Raw genomic sequence first — 23276 nt, 5'->3', positions numbered from 1 at the left:
CATATAGGAGGTGTTTTTATTTGAACGATAAACTTAGTATAGATTCAAGAGAGAGTGGCTCAGCCATTAAGTTAAGAGATATTCTATGCAATGAATTATATCCTATTATAAAAGAGGACAGACCAATTGTTTTTTTATGTATAGGAACTGACAGGTCTACAGGTGATAGCTTAGGACCATTAGTCGGGGATAAGCTTAGATTTTTAGTTAGAGACCGAATACATCTATATGGGAACTTAGAGTATCCAGTTCATGCTAAGAATCTGCGTGAAATTATTGATGAAATTAAACTTCAATATACTAATCCCTATATAGTTGCAATAGATGCATGTCTTGGAAGTCTTCAAAATATAGGAAAAATATTTGTAGAAAAAAAGCCTCTAACACCCGGAGCTGCCATGAATAAGGATCTTCCTCCTGTTGGAGATTTAAGCATAACTGGAATAGTTAATATATCTGGAACCTTAGAGTTTATGGTACTTCAAAACACTAGACTTTATACTGTAATGACATTAGCAGATGTCATATCAAAAGGGATTTATCATTTTGTTTTAAAATCTATTGGAGGCAGGAAACTTGAAGGTGAAAAAATAGCAGTAGATACCTTAGAATTACAGCTATAAATACTTTTTAAAACAATGAACTATATACTCTGTTGTTTAAAATATATTCGATTTCATCTATATTTTTGCTCCCTGAATCAATTATTAGTGTCCCTTCTCTTTTTGCATTGCTTTGAACATTTAAATTAACTAATCCACCATTTTTGAGATCACATATAATAACATCACAGGGCACATTAGTATTGGATACAATATGATAACCTCTATTTATTAATTCATCTCTAATATAATTTAAGTCAACAGATACGCATATTGTCATACAAAAAAACCTCCTTTATAGGTATTATTACCACAAAGGAGGTTTTTTATTCTAAAGCTTATTCATAGCTTCGTTTAGCACTTGTTGTTCTTCTTCTGACAAGTCATATCTTGATATACCTTTATCTATTGGCTTAGCATAGGTATTACTTGCATGTCTTCCATATATTCCTGTTAATATCACACCATTACTATTCTCATCTAACAATGCTATTGAAAAGCTTAAATCACTTCCCACATCATCAAATGCTCTGTATCTCACAACAGATATTTTTTGTATACAACCTTTAATTCTTTTATCTAATTCTTCATAAGAAATAGATAATTTTTCAGAGTTACTCTTAACCTCATCAATTTTATCTAAATATCCTACTATAAGCTCTTCTATGTTTTTATTACTTGCTCCTCGCATAAACTTTCTATATCTTTTTTCAAGATTACTGATAGATTTAAATAAAACCAGTATCATTATAAATAAAATTATTACAAGCGCAGCTAATCCTATAAGTATATAGGACTGAAAAGTATTTAATATACTCATAATTTCTTCCATTATGTTCTCCCTTCTAAATGTTTCACGTGAAACATCTTATTGCAATTCTAATATATCTAATATTCTTTGCAAATCTTCTTCAGAATAATATTCTATTTCAATTTTCCCTTTATTTTTCTTGCTAACTAAAGATACCTTTGTTCCAAAATAATTTTCTAACCTATCCTTAATATCTGTATGATAAATATTTTGCTGTTGTTTGTTAACTTTTTTTTCTTTTCCAAGAGACTTAATTAACTTTTCAGTATCTCTAACATTCAGACTTTCATCTATTATTTTTTGAGCAAAACTGTATTGAATATCCTTATCTAAAATTGCAAGCAAGGTTCTTCCATGGCCTTCGGTTATTACTCCATCAATAAGGTAATCTTGAACTCTTTCATCTAGATTCAAAAGCCTTAGGCAGTTAGTAACAGCAGTTCTAGATTTACCTATTCTTTTACTTAATTCCTCTTGAGTTAACTCAAATTCTTCTATAAGCTTCCTATATGCAATAGCTTCTTCAATCGGATTTAAGTCTTCTCTTTGGATATTTTCAATTAATGATATTTCTAAGACCTGTTTATCAGTTAAATCCATTACTACAGCAGGTATTTCCTTTAGCCCAATGCTTTTAGAAGCTCTCCATCTTCTTTCACCTGCTACTATTGTATATGTATTACCTTCTTTTTTGAGCACAATAGGCTGTACTACACCATGTTCTTTTATTGATTCAGCTAATTGCTCAATCTTCTCTTCGTCAAAGTTTTTTCTAGGTTGATTTTCGTTAGCCTTTATCAAATTCATCTCTATTTTCATTACTGCATTATCATCTATAGAGCTTTCTTCTTCAGGTATTAATGCCCCGAGCCCCTTACCCAAACCAAACTTTTTACTCAAGCTTTATACCCCCTTTTGTCGTTTTAAAAATTCTTTAGCTAAATTTTCATAACACTCTGCACCTTTACATTTATCATCGTATAACATAATAGGTAAACCAAAGCTTGGGCATTCTGCGAGTCTAATATTTCTTGGAATGGTTATATCATACACCTTTTCTTTAAAGTACTTTTTAACTTCTGATACAACTTCATTAGAAAGATTAGTTCTAGCATCGTACATTGTAAGAATAACCCCTTCAATTTCAAGGGTTTTATTTAATGACTTTTTAACTAGTTGTATTGTATTAATAAGTTGTCCAACACCTTCTAATGCATAAAATTCACATTGTATAGGAATGAGTACTGAGTCAGCTGCGCTTAGCGCATTTATAGTTAGGAACCCTAGAGATGGCGGGCAATCTATAAATATAAAATCATATTCATCTTTTAACTCAGCTATTTTATCTTTAAGAATACTTTCTCTTTTCTCTTGAGCTATGAGTTCTACTTCTGCACCAGCGAGTTCCATTGTAGATGGCGCTAAGTAAAAATTATTAACTACCTGACATTCTCTAATAACATCCTTCAGACTAACATCTGATGTTAGCACATCGTATACTGACTGATCAATTTTTCTCTTATCAAAACCAAGTCCACTTGTTGTATTCCCCTGCGGGTCCATATCTATAGCTAATACCTTGTAACCTTCTAAAGCTAAGTAGGAGCATAGGTTAATATTCGTTGTTGTCTTACCAACTCCGCCTTTTTGATTAAAAATACATATTGTTTTCAAAGTTTCACCCCTTTTTCTTGTGTACTCACTAAAAACCATAATATTATTATATAGTTTAATTATAAATTATTAAAGTGTTTAAAAGTGGAATTCATTAATAATTTGAAAAATAACCTAATAACTTTGAGAAAGATAGAAAAATATATCAATAATTTCTTGTAACATAAAAAACATCTTAAGCATTGCTTAAGATGTTTCACGTGAAACATTTTATTTTTTAGGTATTTTTACTGTAATCTCAATAAAATCATCTAAATCCTTAGATGCATATTGGGCATTGATTCCATACTTATCAAAAACTTGTCTTACAGTATTTATGTAAACCTTTGGTGAAAATACACCCTTAATTCTCTTTTTACCATCAGCTGCAACTTCTTGATGTGTTAGCTTTAATAATTCTTTTTCAATTAACTCTTCTGTCTTTTTTACGTTAAGGTTTTTAGCCAAAACAAGCTTCAATATTTTAACTTGAAGTTCTGGTGAAGGAAGTTTAAGTAACGCTCTAGCATGTCTTTCAGTTAACTTGTTTTCAAGTAATATTGCTCTAACTTCAGTATCAAGCTTTAACAATCTGATCTTATTTGCAATAGTAGATTGTTTTTTTCCTATAACTTCAGCAAGCTGTTCTTGAGTATAATCATGATCCTTTATTAAGTTATAGTAAGCTTCAGCTTCCTCCATAAAATTTAAATCCTCTCTTTGAAGATTTTCAAGAAGCGCTATTGCTGCAGAATCTTTGTCAGTTATATCTATTAATATAACCGGAACCTCCGACAAGCCTAGCTTTTTAGCAGCTCTTAACCTTCTTTCCCCAGCAACTAGCTCATACCTGTCTCCACCAAGCTTTCTAACTGAAAGCGGTTGTATGATTCCATACACACTGATTGATTGAGCTAATTCTTCAATAGTTTCTTCATTGAAATGCTTTCTCGGCTGATAAATATTTGGTGAAATAAGTTCAGGAGATATATAACAAATACTTTTTTCCATAGTGCCCTCATCCCTCTAACGTTTTCCTTATATTAACAAATTCTGTATAAAACCTTAAATTCCTTCTTTTTTTCTATTGTTTTCGTATGACAAATTACTACACCTATTACTATTTTATAGGTTTTTTTGCTGCTGTGCCAGCTTTTCTTGGATATGATTTAGGTGTATTTTTTACCTTTTTTACTACTACAAGATTATGATTCAAGTCTGTTCCTTCAACCTGAACTTCTATAACATCTTTAATAGTTCCACCCAAAGTTTCAACCGCTTTAGTTCCAGCTTTTATTTCCTCTTCAACAGCAGGTCCCTTAAGCGCTATAAAATAACCATTAACCTTTACAAAAGGGATGCAAAATTCGCTAAGTACAGCAAGGTTTGCTACAGCTCTTGATACTGCTGCATCAAATTTTTCTCTATAGCTTGGATTAGCTGCAAAATCTTCTGCCCTACCATGAACAGCAGTTATGTTTTTTAATCCTAAAGAATTTATAACTTCATTTAAAAAATTTACTCTTTTATTTAAAGAGTCTAAAAGCACTACTTCTAGCTCAGGTATAACTATTTTTAATGGGATTCCAGGGAACCCTGCCCCTGTACCCACATCAATTATTTTTTTTGCATTCTTAAGCTCAGTAGACTTTAAAGCTTTTATAGAGTCAATAAAGTGCTTCTTAATTATTTCTTCGTCTTCAGTTATTGCAGTTAAGTTTATTTTTTCATTCCATTCCTTAACCATATCTTTATATCTTATAAATTGATTATACTTTTGCTCATCAAAAGATAAACCCTCATTTCTACAGGCTTCATTTAAAATATCAAAGTAGTCCATTACTATTCTCCATCCCTTTACGTTAATTTTGCATACCCCTGTTCAAGATAAATAAGTAACACAGAAATATCCGCTGGAGATACACCCGATATTCTAGATGCTTGCCCAATGCTTATTGGTCTTATATGATTAAGCTTTTGCTTTGCCTCAGTACGAAGACCATAAACCTCATCATAATTTATATCAGTAGGTATAAGCTTCTTTTCAAATTTTTTAAATTGCTCTACCTGCTCCAACTGCTTCTCAATATATCCTTCATATTTGGAAATTATATTTACCTGCTCTTGAACATCTCTTCTAAGTTCTGACCTATCAACATCCAATGGCGCAACAAGATAATAATCAAGCTCTGTCCTCTTAATAAGCTCATAAAGGCTTGTAGGCTTCTTAAGTTCAGCAGAATCCAGTGTTGCTAGAAATTCATTGACTTCTCTCTTATTTGTAATTTGAACACCCTTTAATCTTTCAAGTTCACTATCAATTGCCTGCTTTCGCTCAATATAACGCTGATATCTATCTTCTGTAACCAAACCTACTCTATATCCCATTTCAGTTAATCTTAGGTCAGCGTTATCCTGCCTTAGTAAAAGCCTGTATTCTGAACGCGAAGTCATCATTCTATAAGGTTCAGAAGTTCCTTTAGTTACTAGGTCATCAATAAGCACTCCAATATATGCATCGCTTCTGCTTAATACCAAAGGTTCTTCTCCCTTAATTTTTAAAGCAGCATTTATTCCTGCTATAAGTCCTTGTGCCGCGGCTTCCTCATATCCCGAGCTTCCGTTCATTTGTCCAGCACTAAATAGTCCCTCTATGCTCTTCAATTCAAGCGTAGGCTTTAACTGAAGAGGATCTAAACAATCATACTCAATTGCATAACCTGTTCTCATTATCTCAACATTTTCGAGACCCTTAATAGTCCTAAGCATCTTTAACTGTACTTCTTCTGGAAGAGATGTTGACATACCTTGAACATAAAGTTCCTCTGTATCTTCTCCTTCTGGTTCAATAAACACCTGATGCTGTACCTTTTCAGGGAATCTCATTACTTTATCTTCTATTGACGGACAATATCTAGGTCCAACTCCTTCAATTGTTCCATTGTACATCGGGGAACGGTGAATATTTTCCCTTATAACATTGTGAGTTTCTTGGTTTGTATAAGTTAAATAACATGAAACCTGTTCTCTTTCAATATTTTCATTTAAAAAGGAGAATGGAACTACTTTTTCATCCCCTGGTTGCTCTATCATATTTGAAAAATCTATAGATCTCCTGTTTACTCGTACTGGAGTTCCAGTTTTAAACCTTCGTAGGCTTATTCCAAGTCTCATTAGGTTTTCTGAAAGCTCATTAGCTGGAAATAAACCATTTGGCCCACTGCTGTAGTCAATTTCACCTATAATAACTCTTCCTTTAAGATAAGTTCCACTAGCAAGCACTACAGTTTTGCAAGGAAAATACGCTCCATTTTTAGTTAAAACACCTTTAATTTTGCCCTCTTCAACCTCTATATCAATTGCTTCAAGCTGTCTTAAATATAAGTTTTCTTGTTTTTCTAATATATGTTTCATTCTAAATTGATATTTTTTCTTATCAGCTTGAACTCTTAGGGAGTGAACAGCCGGGCCCTTTGAGGTGTTTAACATTCTTGACTGAATATAACTGTTATCTATGTTAATACCCATTTCTCCGCCAAGAGCATCAATTTCACGCACCAAATGTCCCTTTGAGGTTCCTCCTATATTAGGATTACAAGGCATTAGAGCAACGCTATCTAAATTCATAGCTAAAACAAGTGTTTTTAAACCAAGTCTTGCTGAAGCTAATCCAGCTTCACAGCCTGCATGACCTGCTCCTATAACCACTACATCAAATTGTTCTGCAATATATTTCATAATCTCACCACTACTTTCCAATACAAAATTCTGAGAATATCTTATCTATTATATCTTCTTCCAAGGTTTCTCCTGTTATTTCTCCGAGACTCATCCACGCATCTCTAGCGTCAATCGAAGCTAAATCTATAGCAGAAGTATTTTTTAGTGCTTCAATCGCAGCAGCACATCCCTCTCTTGCTCTGATTAATGCCTGCTTATGCCTAGCATTTGTTATCATAGCATCCTTAGAGGAAACTTCACCACTAAAGAATAATGATTTAATAGCATCCTTTAATTTATCTATACCCTCTCCAGTTTTAGCTGAAAGCTCAATAATAAGCTCGGATTTTAAAGCTTCAAGCTTACTCCTATCAAGCTTGCTTGGAAGGTCGCTTTTATTTAATAAAACTATATACTTTCTATCCTTGATATAATCAAGGATTTCTATATCTTCAGTATCTAGTTCTCTACTTAAATCAAGCATTAGTATAATAAGGTCTGCCTCATTTATCTTTTCCTTTGATTTTTCAACACCAATTTTCTCAACAATATCCTGAGTTTCTCTTATACCAGCAGTATCTATAATCTTTACAGGAACACCGTCAAGATTGATATATTCTTCTATAACATCTCTAGTAGTTCCTGGTATATCCGTAACAATAGCCCTAGTTTCCATTAAAAGTGCATTTAACAAAGAGGACTTACCAACATTTGGTTTACCAACTATAACTGTATCCAAGCCTTCTCTTAATATTTTTCCTTCATTTGCAGAGCTTAAAAGCTTCTCAATTTCTTTGAGAACGCTATTTAATTGTGACGAAGTAATGACTGAGGTAGTTTCCTCCAAATCCTCTTCAGGATAGTCTACTGTTGCCTCAATATGAGCAATTATTCCTAAGAGCTTATGTCTTAAAGTCTTGATTTCCCGGGAAATCCTGCCCTCTGACTGTGCTAATGCAGACTTCATAGAAAGCTCAGTTTTTGCTCTTATAATATCTATAACTGCCTCTGCCTGGCTTAAGTCAATTCTTCCATTTAAAAAGGCTCTCTTTGTAAATTCTCCGGGTTCTGCGAGTCTTGCACCTGCTTTAATAACTTCCTCTAATACCCTATTTGTAGCTATAACTCCACCATGACAGTTAATTTCTACAGTATCCTCTGCTGTAAAACTTTTAGGCCCTTTCATGAAGCTTACTATAACTTCATCAATAACCTCAGAACTTTCTCTATCTATAACATGGCCATACCTCATAGTATAGCTCTTTATATCTTCAAGACCCCTATTATCTTTTCCTCTAAAAATAGACGAAACCAATTCTAAAGAATCCTTACCAGAAACTCTAATTATTGCTATGCCACTTTCTCCAAGACTTGTGGCAACAGCAGCAATAGTATCAAATTCCTTCATTTGTTTCACCACCATTCAATTTTGTTTTGTACTTTTTATTATTATATCCTAAAAAACGAAAAAAGAAAGCCCTTAGGCTTTCTTTAAGTCGATAACAACTCTTCTGTAGGGCTCATCGCCTTCACTATGTGTTTGGACATAACGGTCATCTTGAAGGGCAGAATGTATTACTCTTCTTTCATAAGGATTCATAGGCTCAAGCCTTATGAGCTTTCCTGTCCTTCTAACTGTACCAGCAACCTTTTGAGCGAGTCTCTTTAAGGTTTCTTCTCTCTTTGATCTATAGTTCTCTGTATCTAAAACAACTCTCTTATAAGCTGTTTCATGTCCCTTGTTTACAACAAGACTAACTAAGTACTGAAGAGAATCTAGAGTCTCCCCCCTGTAACCAATGAGAATGCCCATATCAGGACCTGTCATTGTAATATTTACAGTATCAGCCTCTTCTTTTATTCTAATTTCAGCTTTAATCCCCATCGTATTTAATACATCTCTTAAGAAGTTCTTTGCTTCGTAAATGTAATCTCTTTTAACTTTTACTCTTATTCTTGCTGGTTTTGCACCTATTAATTTGAACAAACCCTTACTGCCTTCGTCTAGAACTTCAACTTCAATTTTATCTTCAGTAAGCTTCAATTCCTGCAAGGCATTTTTTATAGCTTCTTCAACAGTTCTACCAGTCATTTCAATAATTTTCATACCCAAGACACCCGCCTTCCTATTTTAAAAATAATTTATAGCTTAAGCTTAATCTCGCTTTGCATCTAATCTCTTCATAAGAACAGTCTGGCCCATTTGAATTAAGTTATTAACTACCCAGTATAAAACAAGAGCAGCTGTAAATTTCCATGCCATGAACACCATAAATATTGACATACCTATATTCATGGTACTTGTCTGCTTTGCTTGAGCACTATCTGCTGCTGGTGTCATCATACGTGAAGACAAGTAGGTTGTTAAACCTGAAAGTATAGGAAGGATAAATAATGGGTCATAGTCAAATAGATTCTTTAGCCATAAAAATGAAACAGTAACAGCCTGACCTGTTGCAGGGTCTATTGGTTTAATGTTTCTAAATACATAGAAAAGCGCCCATAATATAGGAAGTTGGACTATTAAAGGCAGGCAGCCTCCCATAGGATTAACTCCCTTATCTTTATAAAGCTTCATCATTTCCTGCTGGGATTTTTGTGGATCATTTTTATATTTTTCCTGAAGCTTCTTAACCTCAGGTTGAATTTCTTGCATTCTAACCTGTGATCTTGTCTGCTTTATATTTAATGGAAGTAAAATTATTCTAACTATAATGGTAAATAAAATTATAGCCAACCCGTAAGATACATTAACATTATGTATTATTGCATACACGCCGCTATGTATAAAGTTAAAAAACCTTTCCAAACCAACATTTAAAAAGTTCAAATCATACCCTCCTAGTAGTTTTATTGTTGTATGAGCATTTGCAACCATTATACTGTAACCATATAAATATAAAAATATATAAAAAGATAACAAGTTATCTTTTTATAAAGAAATATTCTTAACTTCTTATATTTTTATATTTTTATATTTTTATATTTTTAACTTGTTGCACTGCATTAATTTTAGATATCTATCTAACCGGATCATATCCACCCTTATTAAAAGGATTACATCTTAAAATTCTTTTAGCAGCCATAAAGCTGCCCTTTAAAGCACCATACTTTTCTATAGCCTCTATTGCATACTGAGAACAAGTTGGATAAAATCTACAGCCAGCATGTTCCCCTGAGGTTGGTGAGAAAACATGAAGCAATAATCCCTTTACAGGCGAAAGAAACCTTCTATAAAATTTGATTATTAGAATCAACAGTTTTTTCATCAATTAATAAACCTGCCTTTTTGAACAGATTTTTTAAAGACTTCTCAATTTCAAAGTAGCTTTTATCATTTGAAGCTACTCTTGCTATAAATACTAAATCATAACCTTTTTTTATGCTATTATTATTAAGCCTGTAGCTTTCACTAATAAGCCTCTTAACTCTGCTTCTAATTACACTCTTACCTACTTTTTTACTGACGGATATTCCAACTCTATTAATTTCTTTCTTATTCTTAAAGATATAAAGAACTAACAATTGATTAGAAAAAGATTTGCCTCTTCTGTAAACAGTTCGAAACTCTATATTTTTTCTTATCTTCTCTTCCTTCATAGTGGCATTTTGCTCCTTTTTTTCTGCAATTACAGAAAAAGGCCACTAAAGCGGCCTTATGCTGTCAATCTTTTTCTTCCTTTTGCTCTTCTTCTCTTAAGAACGTTTCTTCCACCTTGAGAAGCCATTCTCTTTCTGAAGCCATGCTCTTTCTTTCTTTGTTTCTTTTTTGGTTGATAAGTCATGAACATCTGTGCTACACCCCCTTCTACTCTGAATATGTATAGCAAATTTCTTACTACCTAAATAAAACTTAAAAAATAACGCCTGTTGGATTATATTTAATTATATCCACATTTATCAAATTTTTTACAGACCTTAAAGTTTTACTATTAAATTATATATTTCAACGCTATTTCTGTCAAGAATAACAGTCTTGTTGATATTTTTTATATTTCTACACATTTTTTGTGGATAACTTCTTGAATAGCTTATGTTGTTTTGATATTATAGATAAAGGACTGTGAATAATTTAAAAATGTGACAAGTTATCCACACCTGTTGATAACTTTGTGCATAACTTGTTAAATACATTTGGATATTCTACTCAACGTCCTATATTTTTAGCTAAATATATAGTTTTATTCATAGTGTATAATGTTAATATAAAATATTCTTCACATTGTTAATAACTTCTGATTTCAAAAATAATCAACAATGTTATTTACATGTGAATATTTTTTTCAACATTTGTCAACAAATTATAAAGTACGTTTAACTATACTTATAAAGCTGTGGATTATTATTTTTCTAGTTAAAAATTATTTTTTTATATTTCTACTGGAGGATAAAAGATGGATGGCGGACACAAAGAACTTTGGGAAAAAACCTTAAATATAATGAAGGGCGAAATGTCAGAAGTAAGCTTTAACACATGGATAAAGAGTGCTGTTCCTCTGTCTATAAGCAATGATACTCTTAAATTAGGCGTTCCTAATAATTTCACGAAAGAAATATTAGAAACTAGATATGAGGATCTTCTTATTAATGCTCTAAAAATAGTTTCTTCTAAAAGATATAGGATAGAATTTACTATTGCTTCAGAGGAAAGCGCGGATCTAGATGAAAAGAAAAACAAGAGGGAATCAAAATCTGTAGTTACAGCAAGCGATGATATGTATGCAACATTAAATCCTAAGTATACATTTAATTCCTTCGTTATAGGTAATAGTAACAGATTTGCCCATGCAGCTTCTTTAGCCGTTGCAGAGTCTCCAGCCAAAGCATATAATCCACTATTTATTTATGGGGGTGTAGGGCTAGGAAAGACTCACTTAATGCATGCTATCGGCCACTACATTCTTGAAAATAACTCTAAGTCAAAGGTAGTTTACGTATCATCAGAAAAATTTACAAACGAACTTATTAATTCTATTAAGGATGATAAAAACGAAGACTTTAGAAATAAATATAGAAATGTAGATGTACTATTAATAGATGATATTCAATTTATTGCTGGAAAAGATGCTACACAACAGGAGTTTTTCCATACTTTCAATGCACTGCATGATGCAAACAAGCAGATAATTCTCTCAAGTGACAGACCTCCTAAGGAGATTCCTACACTAGAGGATAGGCTTAGATCCAGGTTCGAATGGGGTTTAATAGCAGATATCCAACCCCCAGATTTTGAGACAAGAATTGCAATATTAAAGAAGAAAGCAGATGTTGAAGGCATAAACGTTTCAAATGACGTTATGGTTTATATAGCAACTAAAATAAAGTCCAATATAAGAGAGCTTGAAGGCGCACTTATAAGAATTGTTGCTTATTCTTCTTTAACTAATAAAGAAATTACAGTAGATTTAGCTGCTGAAGCCTTGAAAGACATAATTTCAAACAAGCAAAGCAAGCACGTTACTATAGAACTTATACAAGATGTAGTCTCAAGCTACTACAATCTTAGAATTGAAGACTTTAAGTCTCAAAGAAGAACAAGAAATGTTGCCTTCCCAAGACAAGTAGCTATGTATCTTTGCAGAAAGCTTACAGATACCTCTCTTCCTAAGATAGGTGAAGAATTTGGAGGCAGAGATCATACAACAGTAATACATGCTTACGAAAAAATTAATGAAAATCTTAAAGAAGATGAAAGCTTGCAAGAGGCCATAAATGATATAACTAAAAAGATACAGCAAAAATAACTAACACTTGTTTTTAATTGTTTAGTTTTAACCTGTGGATAAAAAATAAATACTTAAATGTTTATAACAATGTGGATAAAGTATAAATAATTTGATTTACTTATCCACAATTATTTTTACTTAATTTAAGAGTGTTTTCTAAGGCTGGAAGTGGTTATCCACATATAAACAGCCCCTACTACTACTGTTACTAAATATTTTATTATCTATCTAATCTATCTAAAGAAAAATCTCTGTGAATAAAAGGAGCGGATAAGATGAAGTTTATATGCGAAAAAAGCAAATTACAAGAAGCTATATCTACAGTGCAAAAGGCTGTAACTGGAAAGTCTACAATGACCATATTAGAAGGAATACTTTTAATTGCTAAAAGTGGTGAACTAACACTTATAGGATCTGACATAGATTTAAGTATAGAAACAAAGATTCAAGTTGATGTTTTAGAAGAAGGCAGCATTGTTGTTGACTCTAAGCTTTTTGGTGAGCTTATTAAAAAGCTTCCTAATGCAGAAGTTCAAATTGAAACCATTGAAAACAGCTCTCTTGAAGTAATTTGTCAAAAATCAAAGGCAGTGCTTAAATATATGAGCCCTGATGAATTCCCTAGTCTACCGAAGATAAATGAAAATATGCTTTTTGCTGTTTCTCAAAAACTTCTTAAAAACATGATTAGAGGAACTATTTTTGCTACAGCTCAGGATGAAATAAGACCAATACTTACTGGAGTTAAGTTTGAAATAAAAGACGGAAAGCTTAATCTTGTTGCACTTGACGGATTAAGACTTGCTTTAAGAAGTGAACAAGTTGACAATGATAACACTATAAGTGCTGTAATTCCAGGAAAAACACTTAATGAAGTTTCTAAGATTTTTGATGATACAGAGGAATCAGTAAACATTACCTTCACTCCCAACCACATTCTTTTCAATCTTGGAGACACGAAGATGATTTCGAGACTTCTTGAAGGTGAGTTTATTAACTACAACTCAATCATACCTGACGAGTATAACTTAAAAGTTACAGTTAAACGAAACGAATTTTTAGATTGTATCGAAAGAGCTTCACTTATGGCTAAGGAAGGAAACACTAACCTTATCAAGCTTGATATTAAAGACGATCAAATAATTATAACTTCTGATTCTCAATTGGGAAAAGCTAGAGAAGAGTTGAATGTAATTATGCAAGGTGAACCTTTAAAAATTGCATTCAACGCAAGATTTTTAATAGATGTATTCAAAATTATAGACGAAGAAGAAATTATGCTTGAACTTACAAGTAGTGTAAGTCCTTGTGTTGTAAAAAACAAAGATAAAAATAATTGCACTTATCTAGTGCTGCCAGTAAGATTTGTTGGAAACTAAATGAAAATTAACTAAAAGGGGATACTATATACTGGTTAAATTTTTATCAGTGTATTATCCCTTGTTTTATTTATAACGAACTTGAAAGGATGAATGTACATGACAGAGGTAAAAATAAATACAGAAATGATAAAATTAGATTCCTTCCTAAAATGGGCTAGTATTGCAACAATGGGAACAGAAGCTAAGTTTTATATTCAGGAAGGCCAAATAAAGGTTAACGGAAGTATAGAACTTCAAAGAGGGAAAAAGCTTTATAAAGGCGATATTGTAGAATTTGAGGGCAAAAGCTATAAAATTATTTAAGTTTTTAAAGGTTTTTATGTTATAATATAATAGGTGTTTTGTATGTATATTAAAAATTTACAGTTATTAAATTTCAGAAACTATGATCAGCTTAGCATAGAGCTTACTAATGGAGTTAATATTTTTATAGGTGATAATGCCCAGGGAAAAACAAATATTCTTGAGAGCATTTATTATTGCAGCCTTGCTAAGTCACATAGAACGAGCAAGGATAAAGAACTTATAAACTGGGACAGTGAAGAAGCATACGTTAAGGCCTATATATCCAAAGAAAGATTGGATAAAAATATTGAGATTAAAATTTTCAAGGATGGAAAAAAGGGTATAAGAATAAATAGTATTAAAATTAGCAAGATTCAGGAGCTTATGGGTGTCTTTAATGTTGTTCTTTTTTCTCCGGAAGATCTTAAAATCGTCAAGGAATCGCCTTCACATAGAAGAAAATTTCTTGACATTGAGTTGTGTAAGTTAAACTCAAAATATTATTATTGTCTTGTACAGTATAATAAGGCTCTTAATGAGAGAAATTCTCTTTTAAAGAAATGGAATGAAAATATTGAAAGCATAATTGAGGTTTACGACAACCAGCTCTCAAAATTTGGAAGTTATATAATACGAGAAAGGTTAAAGTATTTAGACCTTTTAAATGAAAAGGGCAGCAAAATCCACAAGGATATCACATCAAGCTTAGAAGATATAAGCTTTAAGTATTTAACAACTTTAAAAAAATTTGAAGATGTAGAAGATGAGTTAAAGAATCTTCTTAAAAAAAACCTAAAGAACGATATGGATCGAAGAATCACTTCTCACGGACCGCATAGAGATGACTTTTCAATAAACATAAACAATATAGATACGAGAAACTTCGGTTCTCAAGGTCAGCAGAGAACTTCTGTATTGACAATTAAATTTTCTTCTTTAGAAATTATCAAGGAACAGACAGGAGAATACCCAGTGCTTCTTTTGGATGATGTGTTGTCAGAGCTTGACTTAAACAGGCAAAAATATATATTGAATTCAATAAATAATGTTCAGACTATTGTAACTGGCACCGGAATAGAAAATATTAAAAACTACTTAAACGAGAAGGCTAAGGTGTTTAGTATTGAAGGTGGTAAGGTTATAAAAGAATATGTATTAAATGAACTATAGCAATGTTTTTCTAATTATGGTTCTAGGTGGTCTTTAACTAGCAGTTTTCGATTAGGAGCTTAAGCTCTAATAGCCAGGTCCTACGAATGAAGGGAGGAGAGAGTATGTTTTTACACTTAGGAGAAAATGTAGTAGTTCCAATAAAGGATGTAATAGGAATATTTGATATGGAAACCTCCACTTACAATGCTGACACAGTTCAGTTTTTAAGAATGGCAGAAGAAGACGGCTTTGTAGAGAGGATCACTAAGGATAAACCTAAGTCCTTTATTGTAGCAGAAGTTAATAAAAAGAGCAGAATTTTTTTATCACCAATATCCTCAGCTACTTTGGGAAAAAGAACCGAAACAATATACGAAGAAGTATAAAGCAGTATAAGCTGTTCTATGGATTAGGATAGGAGGTTAACATATGTCAGAGAACAATCAAATATATGATGAAAATCAGATTCAGGTACTTGAAGGTCTAGAGGCTGTTAGAAAAAGACCAGGTATGTATATCGGCAGCACAGGACCAAGAGGTCTTCACCACCTGGTCTATGAGATAGTAGATAACAGTATTGACGAAGCTATGATTGGGGTATGTAAGAATATAAATGTTTTTATTCATGCTGATAACTCTATAACAGTTATTGATGATGGTAGGGGTATGCCTGTTGGGATACATCCTAAAATGGGGATACCAACTGTTGAAGTTATAATGACAGTGCTTCATGCCGGCGGAAAGTTTGGCGGAGGAGCCTACAAGGTTTCTGGAGGACTTCACGGCGTTGGTGCCTCAGTTGTAAATGCACTTTCTGAAGCTTGCGAAGTAATCGTTAAATCAGAGGGAAAACTTTTGAGACAGGGTTATGAGAGAGGAAAGCCTTTAACAGGACTTGACGTTATAGGTGAAGCTGAAGGGCATGGAACAAAAGTTCACTTTAAGCCTGATAACCAGATTTTTGAGGAATTAGAATATGACTATGATACTTTAGCTCAAAGACTTAGAGAATTAGCATTTTTAAATAAAGGAATAAGAATAACTCTTTCTGACGAAAGAGAAGGTGGAAAGAGCGAAGAGTTTTACTACGAGGGTGGTATAAAATCTTTTGTTGAATATTTGAATAGAAACAAAGAAGCTCTTCATGAAAAAACTATTTACGTTGAAGGCAAAAAGGATGAGTACACTGTTGAGGTTGCTCTGCAGTACAATGATACCTACAATGAAAATATATTCTCCTTCGCAAATAATATAGATACAGTAGAGGGTGGAACACACCTTGTTGGGTTTAAGGCAGCTTTAACCCGTGTATTCAATGACTATGGAAAGAAGTTTGGACATTTAAAAGATAATGATAAAAATCTTTCAGGAGAAGATATAAGAGAAGGGCTTACAGCTGTTGTATCTATTAAACTTATTGATCCTCAATTTGAAGGTCAGACAAAGACTAAGCTTGGCAACAGTGAGGTAAGAGGAATTGTTGATAACATAGTTGGCGAAGGGGTAAGCACCTTCCTTGAGGAAAACCCTGGTGTAGGAAAAATTATTATAGATAAAGCGCTTCTTGCTTCTAGAGCAAGAGATGCAGCTAGAAAAGCTAGAGAACTTACTAGAAAGTCTGTACTTGAAAGAAGTGCTCTTCCTGGAAAGCTTGCTGATTGTTCTTCAAAGGATCCTGAGGAATGTGAAATTTACATCGTTGAGGGTAATTCTGCAGGAGGGAGTGCTAAGGGCGGAAGAGACAGACGCTTCCAAGCAATACTTCCACTTCGTGGAAAAATAATGAATGTTGAAAAGCAAAGGCTTGATAAGATACTTAACTCTCAAGAAATAAGAAACATGGTAACTGCTTTTGGTGGTGGTATTGGCAAAGATTTCGATGTAGAAAAGCTTAGGTATAACAGAATTGTTCTAATGACAGATGCAGACGTAGATGGTGCTCACATAAGAACACTACTTTTAACTTTCTTTTACAGATATATGACTGAACTTGTTGAGAAAGGTCATGTATTTATAGCGCAGCCGCCTCTTTATAAGGTTACAAAGAGCAAAAAGGATTATTACTGCTATACAGATAAAGAACTTGAGAAGCTTCTTGCAGAGCTTGGTGGCAAAGATAATAATACAAGTATCCAAAGATATAAAGGTCTTGGAGAAATGAATGCGACACAGCTTTGGGAAACTACAATGGACCCTGAAAGAAGAACCCTTCTTCAAGTTAGTCTTGAGGATGCCATGGCCGCAGATGAAATATTTACTATCCTTATGGGCGATAAGGTAGAGCCTAGAAGAGAGTTTATACAGGAAAATGCTACTAAGGTAGTAAACTTAGATATTTAAATAGTTTTATTTACACGGGAGAAGAGGCTAAACATTGAATAATTGTTTAAGGCAGTATCAGGAATACGGAGGTGTAGTACGTGGAGAATGTTGGTAATGTTTTACAGGTTGATATTAAGCAGGAAATGAAAAAGTGTTATATAGATTACGCTATGAGCGTTATTGTAGGTCGTGCTCTTCCAGATGTAAGAGATGGTTTGAAGCCTGTACACAGAAGAATATTATATTCTATGCATGAATTAGGCTTATATTCTGATAAAGGCTATAGAAAATGTGCCAGAATCGTTGGTGACGTATTAGGTAAGTACCACCCTCACGGTGATACTTCAGTTTATGATGCGCTTGTAAGAATGGCACAAGATTTTAATATGAGATATCCACTTGTTGATGGGCACGGTAATTTTGGTTCTGTAGATGGCGACGGTGCAGCTGCAATGCGTTATACAGAAGCAAAGATGAGCAAAATAACAATGGAACTCTTAAGAGAAATAAATAAAAATACTGTAGATTTTATTCCTAACTTTGATGGTGAGGAAGAAGAACCGTTAGTGCTTCCATCAAGATTTCCCAATCTTTTGGTAAGCGGATCTTCAGGTATAGCTGTTGGTATGGCAACAAACATACCGCCTCATAATTTAGGCGAAGTTATAGATGGAATAGCTATGTATATAGATAATCCAGAAGTAACAGTACTAGATCTTATGACCAAGATAAAAGGACCAGACTTTCCAACTGCAGGTATTATTTTAGGAACTGCAGGTATTAGAGAGGCTTATGAAACAGGTAGGGGTAAGATATTAGTAAGAGCTAAAACTAATATCGAAGAGGAAAAAGGAAGACAAAGAATTATTGTTACAGAACTGCCATATCAAGTTAATAAGGCAAGGCTTGTTGAGAATATAGCTGAATTAGTTAGAGATAAAAAAATTGAAGGCATATCTGATCTAAGAGATGAATCTGATAGAGAAGGTATGAGAATGGTAATTGAGCTTAAAAAAGATGCAAATGCTAATGTTATCTTGAATCAATTATATAAGCATACTAAGCTTCAAGATACCTTTGGTGTAATTATGATTGCTCTTGTTAATAATGAGCCTCAAACATTGAATTTAAAGCAAGTTTTAGTTCACTATGTTGATTTCCAAAAGGAAGTTATAAGAAGAAGAACTCAATTTGATTTAGATAAAGCACTTGCCAGAGCTCATATTTTAGAGGGGCTTAGAATAGCTCTTGATCATATTGACGAGGTTATTGCGCTTATTCGTTCTTCAAGAACAACCGAGCAGGCTAGAACTGGTCTTATGGAGAGGTTCGGCTTATCTGAAAAGCAAGCACAAGCAATTCTAGACTTGAGACTTCAAAGACTTACTGGCCTTGAAAGAGATAAAATTGAAGAGGAATACAATGCCCTTATGAAGGATATTGCTTACTACAGAGAAGTACTTGCCAATGAGTCTTTAGTGTTAGGCATAATCAAAGATGAGCTAATAGAGATAAAAACTAGATATTCTGATGAAAGAAGGACTGTCATAGAAAGAAATCCTAATGATATTGATATTGAGGATTTAATTCAGGAGCAGAATGTTGTTATAACTCTTACTCACTCAGGATATATAAAGAGAATACTAGCTGATACCTACACTGCTCAAAGAAGAGGCGGAAGAGGAATTCAAGCTATGGCTACAAAGGAAGATGACTTTGTAGAGCATATCTTTATTACTTCTACGCATAATCATCTTTTATTCTTTACCAATGCGGGAAGAGTGTATAGATTAAAGGGTTACGAATTACCTGAAGCAGGAAGAACAGCAAAGGGTACAAACTTGGTTAATATACTCCCTTTAAATCCAGGTGAGAAGATTCAAGCTGTTATGCCTGTTAAGGAATTTGAAGCTGATAAATTCCTTGTTATGGCTACAAAAGATGGGGTAATAAAGAAGACAGATCTAACTGAATACTCCGCTATAAGAAAAAATGGCTTAACAGCTATAAATCTCAGAGAAGGTGATGAGCTTATAGGAGTTAAGATGACAGACGGTGAAAGTGAAATATTAATTGTTACTGAAAATGGATACTCTATGAGATTCCATGAGTCTGATGTTAGGCCTATGGGAAGAACAACCACTGGAGTTAAAGCTATAACCCTTAGAGAAGGTGATGTAGCTGTAAGTATGAATGTGGTTGCTCAAAGTGAGGATGTTTTAATAGTAAGTGAAAACGGATATGGAAAGAGAACAGGAATAGGTGAATATCCTGCCCACAGAAGAGGGGGTAAGGGTGTAATCACCTACAAGGTTACTGAAAAGACAGGTAAGATAGTTGGTGCAAGGATAGTTAAGGATGGAGATGAGATAATGCTCATCAACACTAGCGGTGTTGCTATCAGATTAAATGCTGAAAATATTTCAGTTACAGGTAGAAATACTATGGGTGTAACTCTTATGAAGACTACTGAAGAAGAAAAGGTAGTTGCTATTGCCAAAATCAACAAGGATGAATCAGTGGAAGCAGTAGAAGCAGAGGAAGAAAACTAAAAACTATTGATAAAAGTCCCTTAGGGGACTTTTTCTTTTATAGATTTTTATAAAACACTTGTGGCAAAATTCAATATTAATTTATACATTATTGTAAACTTTACCTAGTGTATCTTTATGTGGAAAAGTTAAATATACAGAGAAAAAAGAAGAAATAGCAATTTAATTTAACCTAATAGAAATATATGAAAAAGCATCAATGATTATTTCTGATAAAATAACTTTTGTCGCTGAGATATGTGACCACGATGAATTTCGTTGCAACATTTAAACTTCTTATCAATAACAAAAAAGTTGTTGACATTAAGAAGTTTAAATGATAAGATATAAAAGCTGTAACGAGCAAGTCAANCCGTAAAAGCCCATTTAGGGCTTTGGCTTCGCCCCGGGGAACTCTTATATCGCTCGTTCCCACTCGCAGAGTTCCCGTAAAAGCCCATTTAGGGCTTTTACCCTCCGATTTGGAACATGTTTCTTTTGTCTGAGCTTGAGCTTAGGCTGTTTTCGAGAAAGCCGTGCTCATAGGGCTTTAAGTATATACATTCTTCTATTACTTTTATTAAATCTTCGTCGGAAATGCCATGTCTCATAAGAGTTTCTAAATTTTTTCCTTTCTTCCAGTGAAGACACTGTTTTAAAAAGCCTTCAGCTGTGAGGCGAATCCTGTTGCAGCTTCTACAGAAGGAATGGCTCATAGGGCTTATAAATCCAATTTTCCCCAAACCTTTTTCCGTTTTGTAGTAGCAAGCAGGCCCATCATTGTTATTACCACTCTCACAGTGGAGTAACTGAAACTCCTCGCTGATTAAAGCTATTGCTTGGTCAGTTGTAACAGACCTAAAAGCTTTGCCAGCTCCTATAGGCATCATCTCGATAAATCTCACATCTATTGGATATCTCTCGGTAAGTTTAATAAATTCTAATATTTCCTTTTCATTATAATTTTTCATGAGCACAGTGTTCAGCTTTACTTTAAGTCCCTTTTCTACACATCGCTCTACTGCTCTAAGCACAGGCTTTATATCTCCACCACCTGTAATTTCTCTGAATAAAGTCTCATCAAGAGTATCAAGACTGATGTTAACCCTATCCAAACCTGCGCTAATGAGTCTTTCTAGATTTTCTTCCAACAAAATACCATTAGTAGTCATACAAACTTCTTCTATATTTTCAAGAGCTTTTATATCTCTTATAAGCTCTATAATTCCTTCTCTTACTAAAGGTTCTCCACCTGTTATTCTTATCTTCTTAACACCAAGCTCTGAGGTCAATTTAGCTACTCTAAAAATTTCATCAATGGTAAGCAAATCTTCCTTTGGCATAAACCTTACAGAATTTTTAGGCATACAGTATTTGCATCTTAGGTTGCATCTGTCAGTTATTGAAATCCTTAAATAATCTACGCTTCTCCCCCATTGATCTATCATCTTTTATACTCCCTTTCCAAAGCTGCAGTCAGGAAATCTGCAGACTTCACATTCCATACACAATCCGCCATGTCCATAAGCTGCTATATCTTCATTAGTAAGCTTTTCTCCCACAAGTATCCTTGGAAGAATTAAGTCGAAGGCAGTTCTGCTGTTATACATTACACAGCCTGGAAGTCCAAGAATTGGCATATCTCCCTGATAGGCTAAAAGCAGCATTGATCCTGGAAGTATAGGTGCTCCATAGGTTATGAGCTCTGCACCTGTATTTTTTATAGCTGTTGGAGTTAAATCATCTGGATCTACAGACATTCCACCTGTGCAAACTATCATCTCTGCACCTTGTTCCATCCAGCTTTTTATAGCAGCAGTAATCTGCTCTAAATTATCTGATACAATAGTTTGCCCTAAAACCTCACAATTGAACTCTTCTACCTTTCTTCTGATAACAGGTCCAAAGGCATCCTTAATTCTTCCATGATAAACTTCGCTTCCAGTGGTAACTATACCAACCTTTTTAGGCTTATATGGAAGCACTTTTATAACCGTATCCTTGATAAAGGATTCAGCTTTTTTAATCTTTTCTTCATCAATGACTAAGGGAATTATTCTTGTGCCCGCAACCTTTTGCCCCTTTTTTACAGGAAAATTATTATGAAGCGTTACTACAACAAGCTCTCCCATCGAATTAAGCTTCATTAGGGCTTCCTTGTCCACCTTTAAAAGCCCATCCTCTTTTGCTATGAAGTTAACTTTGCCTTCCCTAGGTTCGCCAAATTCGAGACCTTCTCCTGCTGTCAAATTCTTAAGCCTTTCAGCAGCCTCATCTTCATGAAGCATCCCTTCTTTCTTCTCCCAAACATATAAATGCTCCTTGCCTACTGAAAGCAGCACAGGAATGTCTTCTTCCCTTACAATATGTCCTTTTTTAAATACTACTCCCTTAACCTTACCTGGAATTATTTGTGTTATATCATGACAAATTACAGAGCCTACAGCTTCTTCAACTCTAATCTGTTTCATTTTTTATCCTCCTAGTAATTCTTAGTAATTATCTTCTCGCGCACTCCGATGTTCTATTCAAAAGTATTTCTATGCCGTGACCAACTGTATCTAAAATAAATTCTAAAGCTTCCTTTACTGCCTTAGGGCTTCCCGGAAGATTAACTATCAAGGTTTCTCCTCTAATTCCTGAAACAGCTCTTGAAAGCATTGCTCTAGGGGTTATCTGAAGGCTGTACCACCGTATTGCCTCTGCTATGCCGCTTGCTTCACGAGTAATAATATTTAAAGTTGCTTCGGGAGTAACATCTCTTTTGCTAAAGCCTGTCCCACCTGTAGTCAATATTAAATTAACCTTTAATTCATCCGACTGATAAATCATTTCTTTCTCAAGTTCATCTTGCTCATCTGGAAGCATTACATACCTCTTAACTTCGTACCCACAGGCTTCAACCATCTCTCTAATCACCAAGCCGCTTTTATCTTCTCTTTCTCCTCTTGATCCCTTATCACTTGCGGTTATTATTCCAACTGTAAACATTCCTTTATTTCACCTCCTGATTTTTTTCACAATCAAGCTTTTCTATTTGCTCATACTATAATTTATCTGCTGATGCCTCTTTATATGCACATATTTGAAAT

24 protein-coding genes are annotated in these 23276 nt (G+C 33.8%); 8 read left to right on the top strand and 16 right to left on the bottom strand.

What is annotated here, in order from left to right; all coding sequences use genetic code 11:
• Positions 1 to 20: 20 nt before the first annotated feature.
• A complete protein-coding gene (gene yyaC, locus NBE98_RS01420; protein ID WP_250811619.1) occupies positions 21 to 623 on the top strand; it encodes a spore protease YyaC in 603 nt (200 codons plus the stop codon).
• Between the two features lie 7 nt (positions 624 to 630).
• Here the strand turns inward: yyaC and NBE98_RS01415 are convergent, their stop codons facing one another.
• From NBE98_RS01415 to rpmH, 13 genes are all read right to left on the bottom strand, one after another.
• The gene (locus tag NBE98_RS01415; protein ID WP_250811617.1) at positions 631 to 882 is read right to left on the bottom strand and encodes a YkuS family protein; all 252 of its coding nucleotides are present in this window, start codon (positions 880 to 882) and stop codon (positions 631 to 633) included.
• A gap of 51 nt (positions 883 to 933) precedes the next feature.
• Positions 934 to 1434, bottom strand: coding sequence for a DUF4446 family protein (locus tag NBE98_RS01410; RefSeq protein WP_250811615.1), 501 nt, complete (start codon positions 1432 to 1434; stop codon positions 934 to 936).
• A 36-nt stretch (positions 1435 to 1470) separates the two neighbouring features.
• Complete coding sequence (locus NBE98_RS01405; RefSeq protein WP_250811614.1) at positions 1471 to 2313, bottom strand: ParB/RepB/Spo0J family partition protein; 843 nt, start codon at positions 2311 to 2313, stop codon at positions 1471 to 1473.
• A 3-nt stretch (positions 2314 to 2316) separates the two neighbouring features.
• Positions 2317 to 3087, bottom strand: a complete 771-nt coding sequence (locus NBE98_RS01400; RefSeq protein ID WP_284703584.1) for a ParA family protein — start codon at positions 3085 to 3087, stop codon at positions 2317 to 2319.
• A 210-nt stretch (positions 3088 to 3297) separates the two neighbouring features.
• Positions 3298 to 4077, bottom strand: a complete 780-nt coding sequence (noc, locus tag NBE98_RS01395) for a nucleoid occlusion protein (protein WP_250811612.1) — start codon at positions 4075 to 4077, stop codon at positions 3298 to 3300.
• A gap of 109 nt (positions 4078 to 4186) precedes the next feature.
• Positions 4187 to 4906, bottom strand: a complete 720-nt coding sequence (gene rsmG, locus NBE98_RS01390) for a 16S rRNA (guanine(527)-N(7))-methyltransferase RsmG (protein ID WP_250811604.1) — start codon at positions 4904 to 4906, stop codon at positions 4187 to 4189.
• Between the two features lie 17 nt (positions 4907 to 4923).
• Positions 4924 to 6804, bottom strand: a complete 1881-nt coding sequence (gene mnmG / locus NBE98_RS01385; RefSeq protein WP_250811598.1) for a tRNA uridine-5-carboxymethylaminomethyl(34) synthesis enzyme MnmG — start codon at positions 6802 to 6804, stop codon at positions 4924 to 4926.
• A gap of 10 nt (positions 6805 to 6814) precedes the next feature.
• Positions 6815 to 8194 carry a tRNA uridine-5-carboxymethylaminomethyl(34) synthesis GTPase MnmE gene (gene mnmE, locus NBE98_RS01380; protein WP_250811597.1) on the bottom strand — a complete coding sequence of 460 codons (1380 nt, stop codon included), beginning with the start codon at positions 8192 to 8194 and terminating at the stop codon, positions 6815 to 6817.
• Positions 8195 to 8266: 72 nt separating this feature from the next.
• A complete protein-coding gene (gene jag, locus NBE98_RS01375; protein ID WP_250811596.1) occupies positions 8267 to 8893 on the bottom strand; it encodes an RNA-binding cell elongation regulator Jag/EloR in 627 nt (208 codons plus the stop codon).
• 48 nt (positions 8894 to 8941) lie between these two features.
• Entirely contained in the window at positions 8942 to 9616 is a 675-nt protein-coding gene (locus NBE98_RS01370) for a membrane protein insertase YidC (RefSeq protein ID WP_250811595.1), read from the bottom strand.
• A 190-nt stretch (positions 9617 to 9806) separates the two neighbouring features.
• On the bottom strand, positions 9807 to 10055 hold the full coding sequence (gene yidD / locus NBE98_RS01365) for a membrane protein insertion efficiency factor YidD (RefSeq protein ID WP_250817425.1): 249 nt from the start codon (positions 10053 to 10055) through the stop codon (positions 9807 to 9809).
• Complete coding sequence (rnpA, locus tag NBE98_RS01360) at positions 10018 to 10386, bottom strand: ribonuclease P protein component (protein ID WP_250811594.1); 369 nt, start codon at positions 10384 to 10386, stop codon at positions 10018 to 10020. The genes yidD and rnpA overlap by 38 nt, the downstream gene beginning before the upstream one ends.
• A gap of 56 nt (positions 10387 to 10442) precedes the next feature.
• Entirely contained in the window at positions 10443 to 10577 is a 135-nt protein-coding gene (gene rpmH, locus NBE98_RS01355) for a 50S ribosomal protein L34 (protein ID WP_034572126.1), read from the bottom strand.
• A 603-nt stretch (positions 10578 to 11180) separates the two neighbouring features.
• Here rpmH and dnaA point away from each other — a divergent pair.
• The 7 genes from dnaA (at position 11181) to gyrA (ending at position 20205) form a co-directional block, all read left to right on the top strand.
• A complete protein-coding gene (dnaA, locus tag NBE98_RS01350; RefSeq protein WP_250811593.1) occupies positions 11181 to 12530 on the top strand; it encodes a chromosomal replication initiator protein DnaA in 1350 nt (449 codons plus the stop codon).
• 257 nt (positions 12531 to 12787) lie between these two features.
• Positions 12788 to 13891 carry a DNA polymerase III subunit beta gene (dnaN, locus tag NBE98_RS01345; protein ID WP_250811592.1) on the top strand — a complete coding sequence of 368 codons (1104 nt, stop codon included), beginning with the start codon at positions 12788 to 12790 and terminating at the stop codon, positions 13889 to 13891.
• 99 nt (positions 13892 to 13990) lie between these two features.
• Positions 13991 to 14197, top strand: a complete 207-nt coding sequence (gene yaaA / locus NBE98_RS01340; RefSeq protein ID WP_250811591.1) for a S4 domain-containing protein YaaA — start codon at positions 13991 to 13993, stop codon at positions 14195 to 14197.
• Between the two features lie 42 nt (positions 14198 to 14239).
• Positions 14240 to 15349, top strand: a complete 1110-nt coding sequence (gene recF / locus NBE98_RS01335) for a DNA replication/repair protein RecF (RefSeq protein ID WP_250811588.1) — start codon at positions 14240 to 14242, stop codon at positions 15347 to 15349.
• 104 nt (positions 15350 to 15453) lie between these two features.
• Complete coding sequence (remB, locus tag NBE98_RS01330) at positions 15454 to 15717, top strand: extracellular matrix regulator RemB (RefSeq protein ID WP_250811586.1); 264 nt, start codon at positions 15454 to 15456, stop codon at positions 15715 to 15717.
• 43 nt (positions 15718 to 15760) lie between these two features.
• Entirely contained in the window at positions 15761 to 17671 is a 1911-nt protein-coding gene (gene gyrB / locus NBE98_RS01325; RefSeq protein WP_250811583.1) for a DNA topoisomerase (ATP-hydrolyzing) subunit B, read from the top strand.
• An 80-nt stretch (positions 17672 to 17751) separates the two neighbouring features.
• A complete protein-coding gene (gene gyrA, locus NBE98_RS01320; protein WP_349305880.1) occupies positions 17752 to 20205 on the top strand; it encodes a DNA gyrase subunit A in 2454 nt (817 codons plus the stop codon).
• 449 nt (positions 20206 to 20654) lie between these two features.
• Here gyrA and moaA read toward each other — a convergent pair whose 3' ends face one another.
• The 3 genes from moaA to NBE98_RS01305 are packed head-to-tail and all read right to left on the bottom strand — an operon-like array spanning position 20655 to position 23175.
• The gene (gene moaA / locus NBE98_RS01315) at positions 20655 to 21632 is read right to left on the bottom strand and encodes a GTP 3',8-cyclase MoaA (RefSeq protein WP_250811581.1); all 978 of its coding nucleotides are present in this window, start codon (positions 21630 to 21632) and stop codon (positions 20655 to 20657) included.
• 3 nt (positions 21633 to 21635) lie between these two features.
• Positions 21636 to 22655, bottom strand: coding sequence for a molybdopterin-binding protein (locus NBE98_RS01310; RefSeq protein ID WP_250811577.1), 1020 nt, complete (start codon positions 22653 to 22655; stop codon positions 21636 to 21638).
• Between the two features lie 28 nt (positions 22656 to 22683).
• Positions 22684 to 23175, bottom strand: a complete 492-nt coding sequence (locus NBE98_RS01305) for a MogA/MoaB family molybdenum cofactor biosynthesis protein (protein WP_250811576.1) — start codon at positions 23173 to 23175, stop codon at positions 22684 to 22686.
• Positions 23176 to 23276: the final 101 nt, after the last annotated feature.

Source organism: Clostridium swellfunianum (assembly GCF_023656515.1).
Classification (GTDB): domain Bacteria; phylum Bacillota; class Clostridia; order Clostridiales; family Clostridiaceae; genus Clostridium_AT; species Clostridium_AT swellfunianum.
Note: the sequence above shows the minus strand (reverse complement) of the source record. Positions and strands in the feature narration are given on the sequence as shown.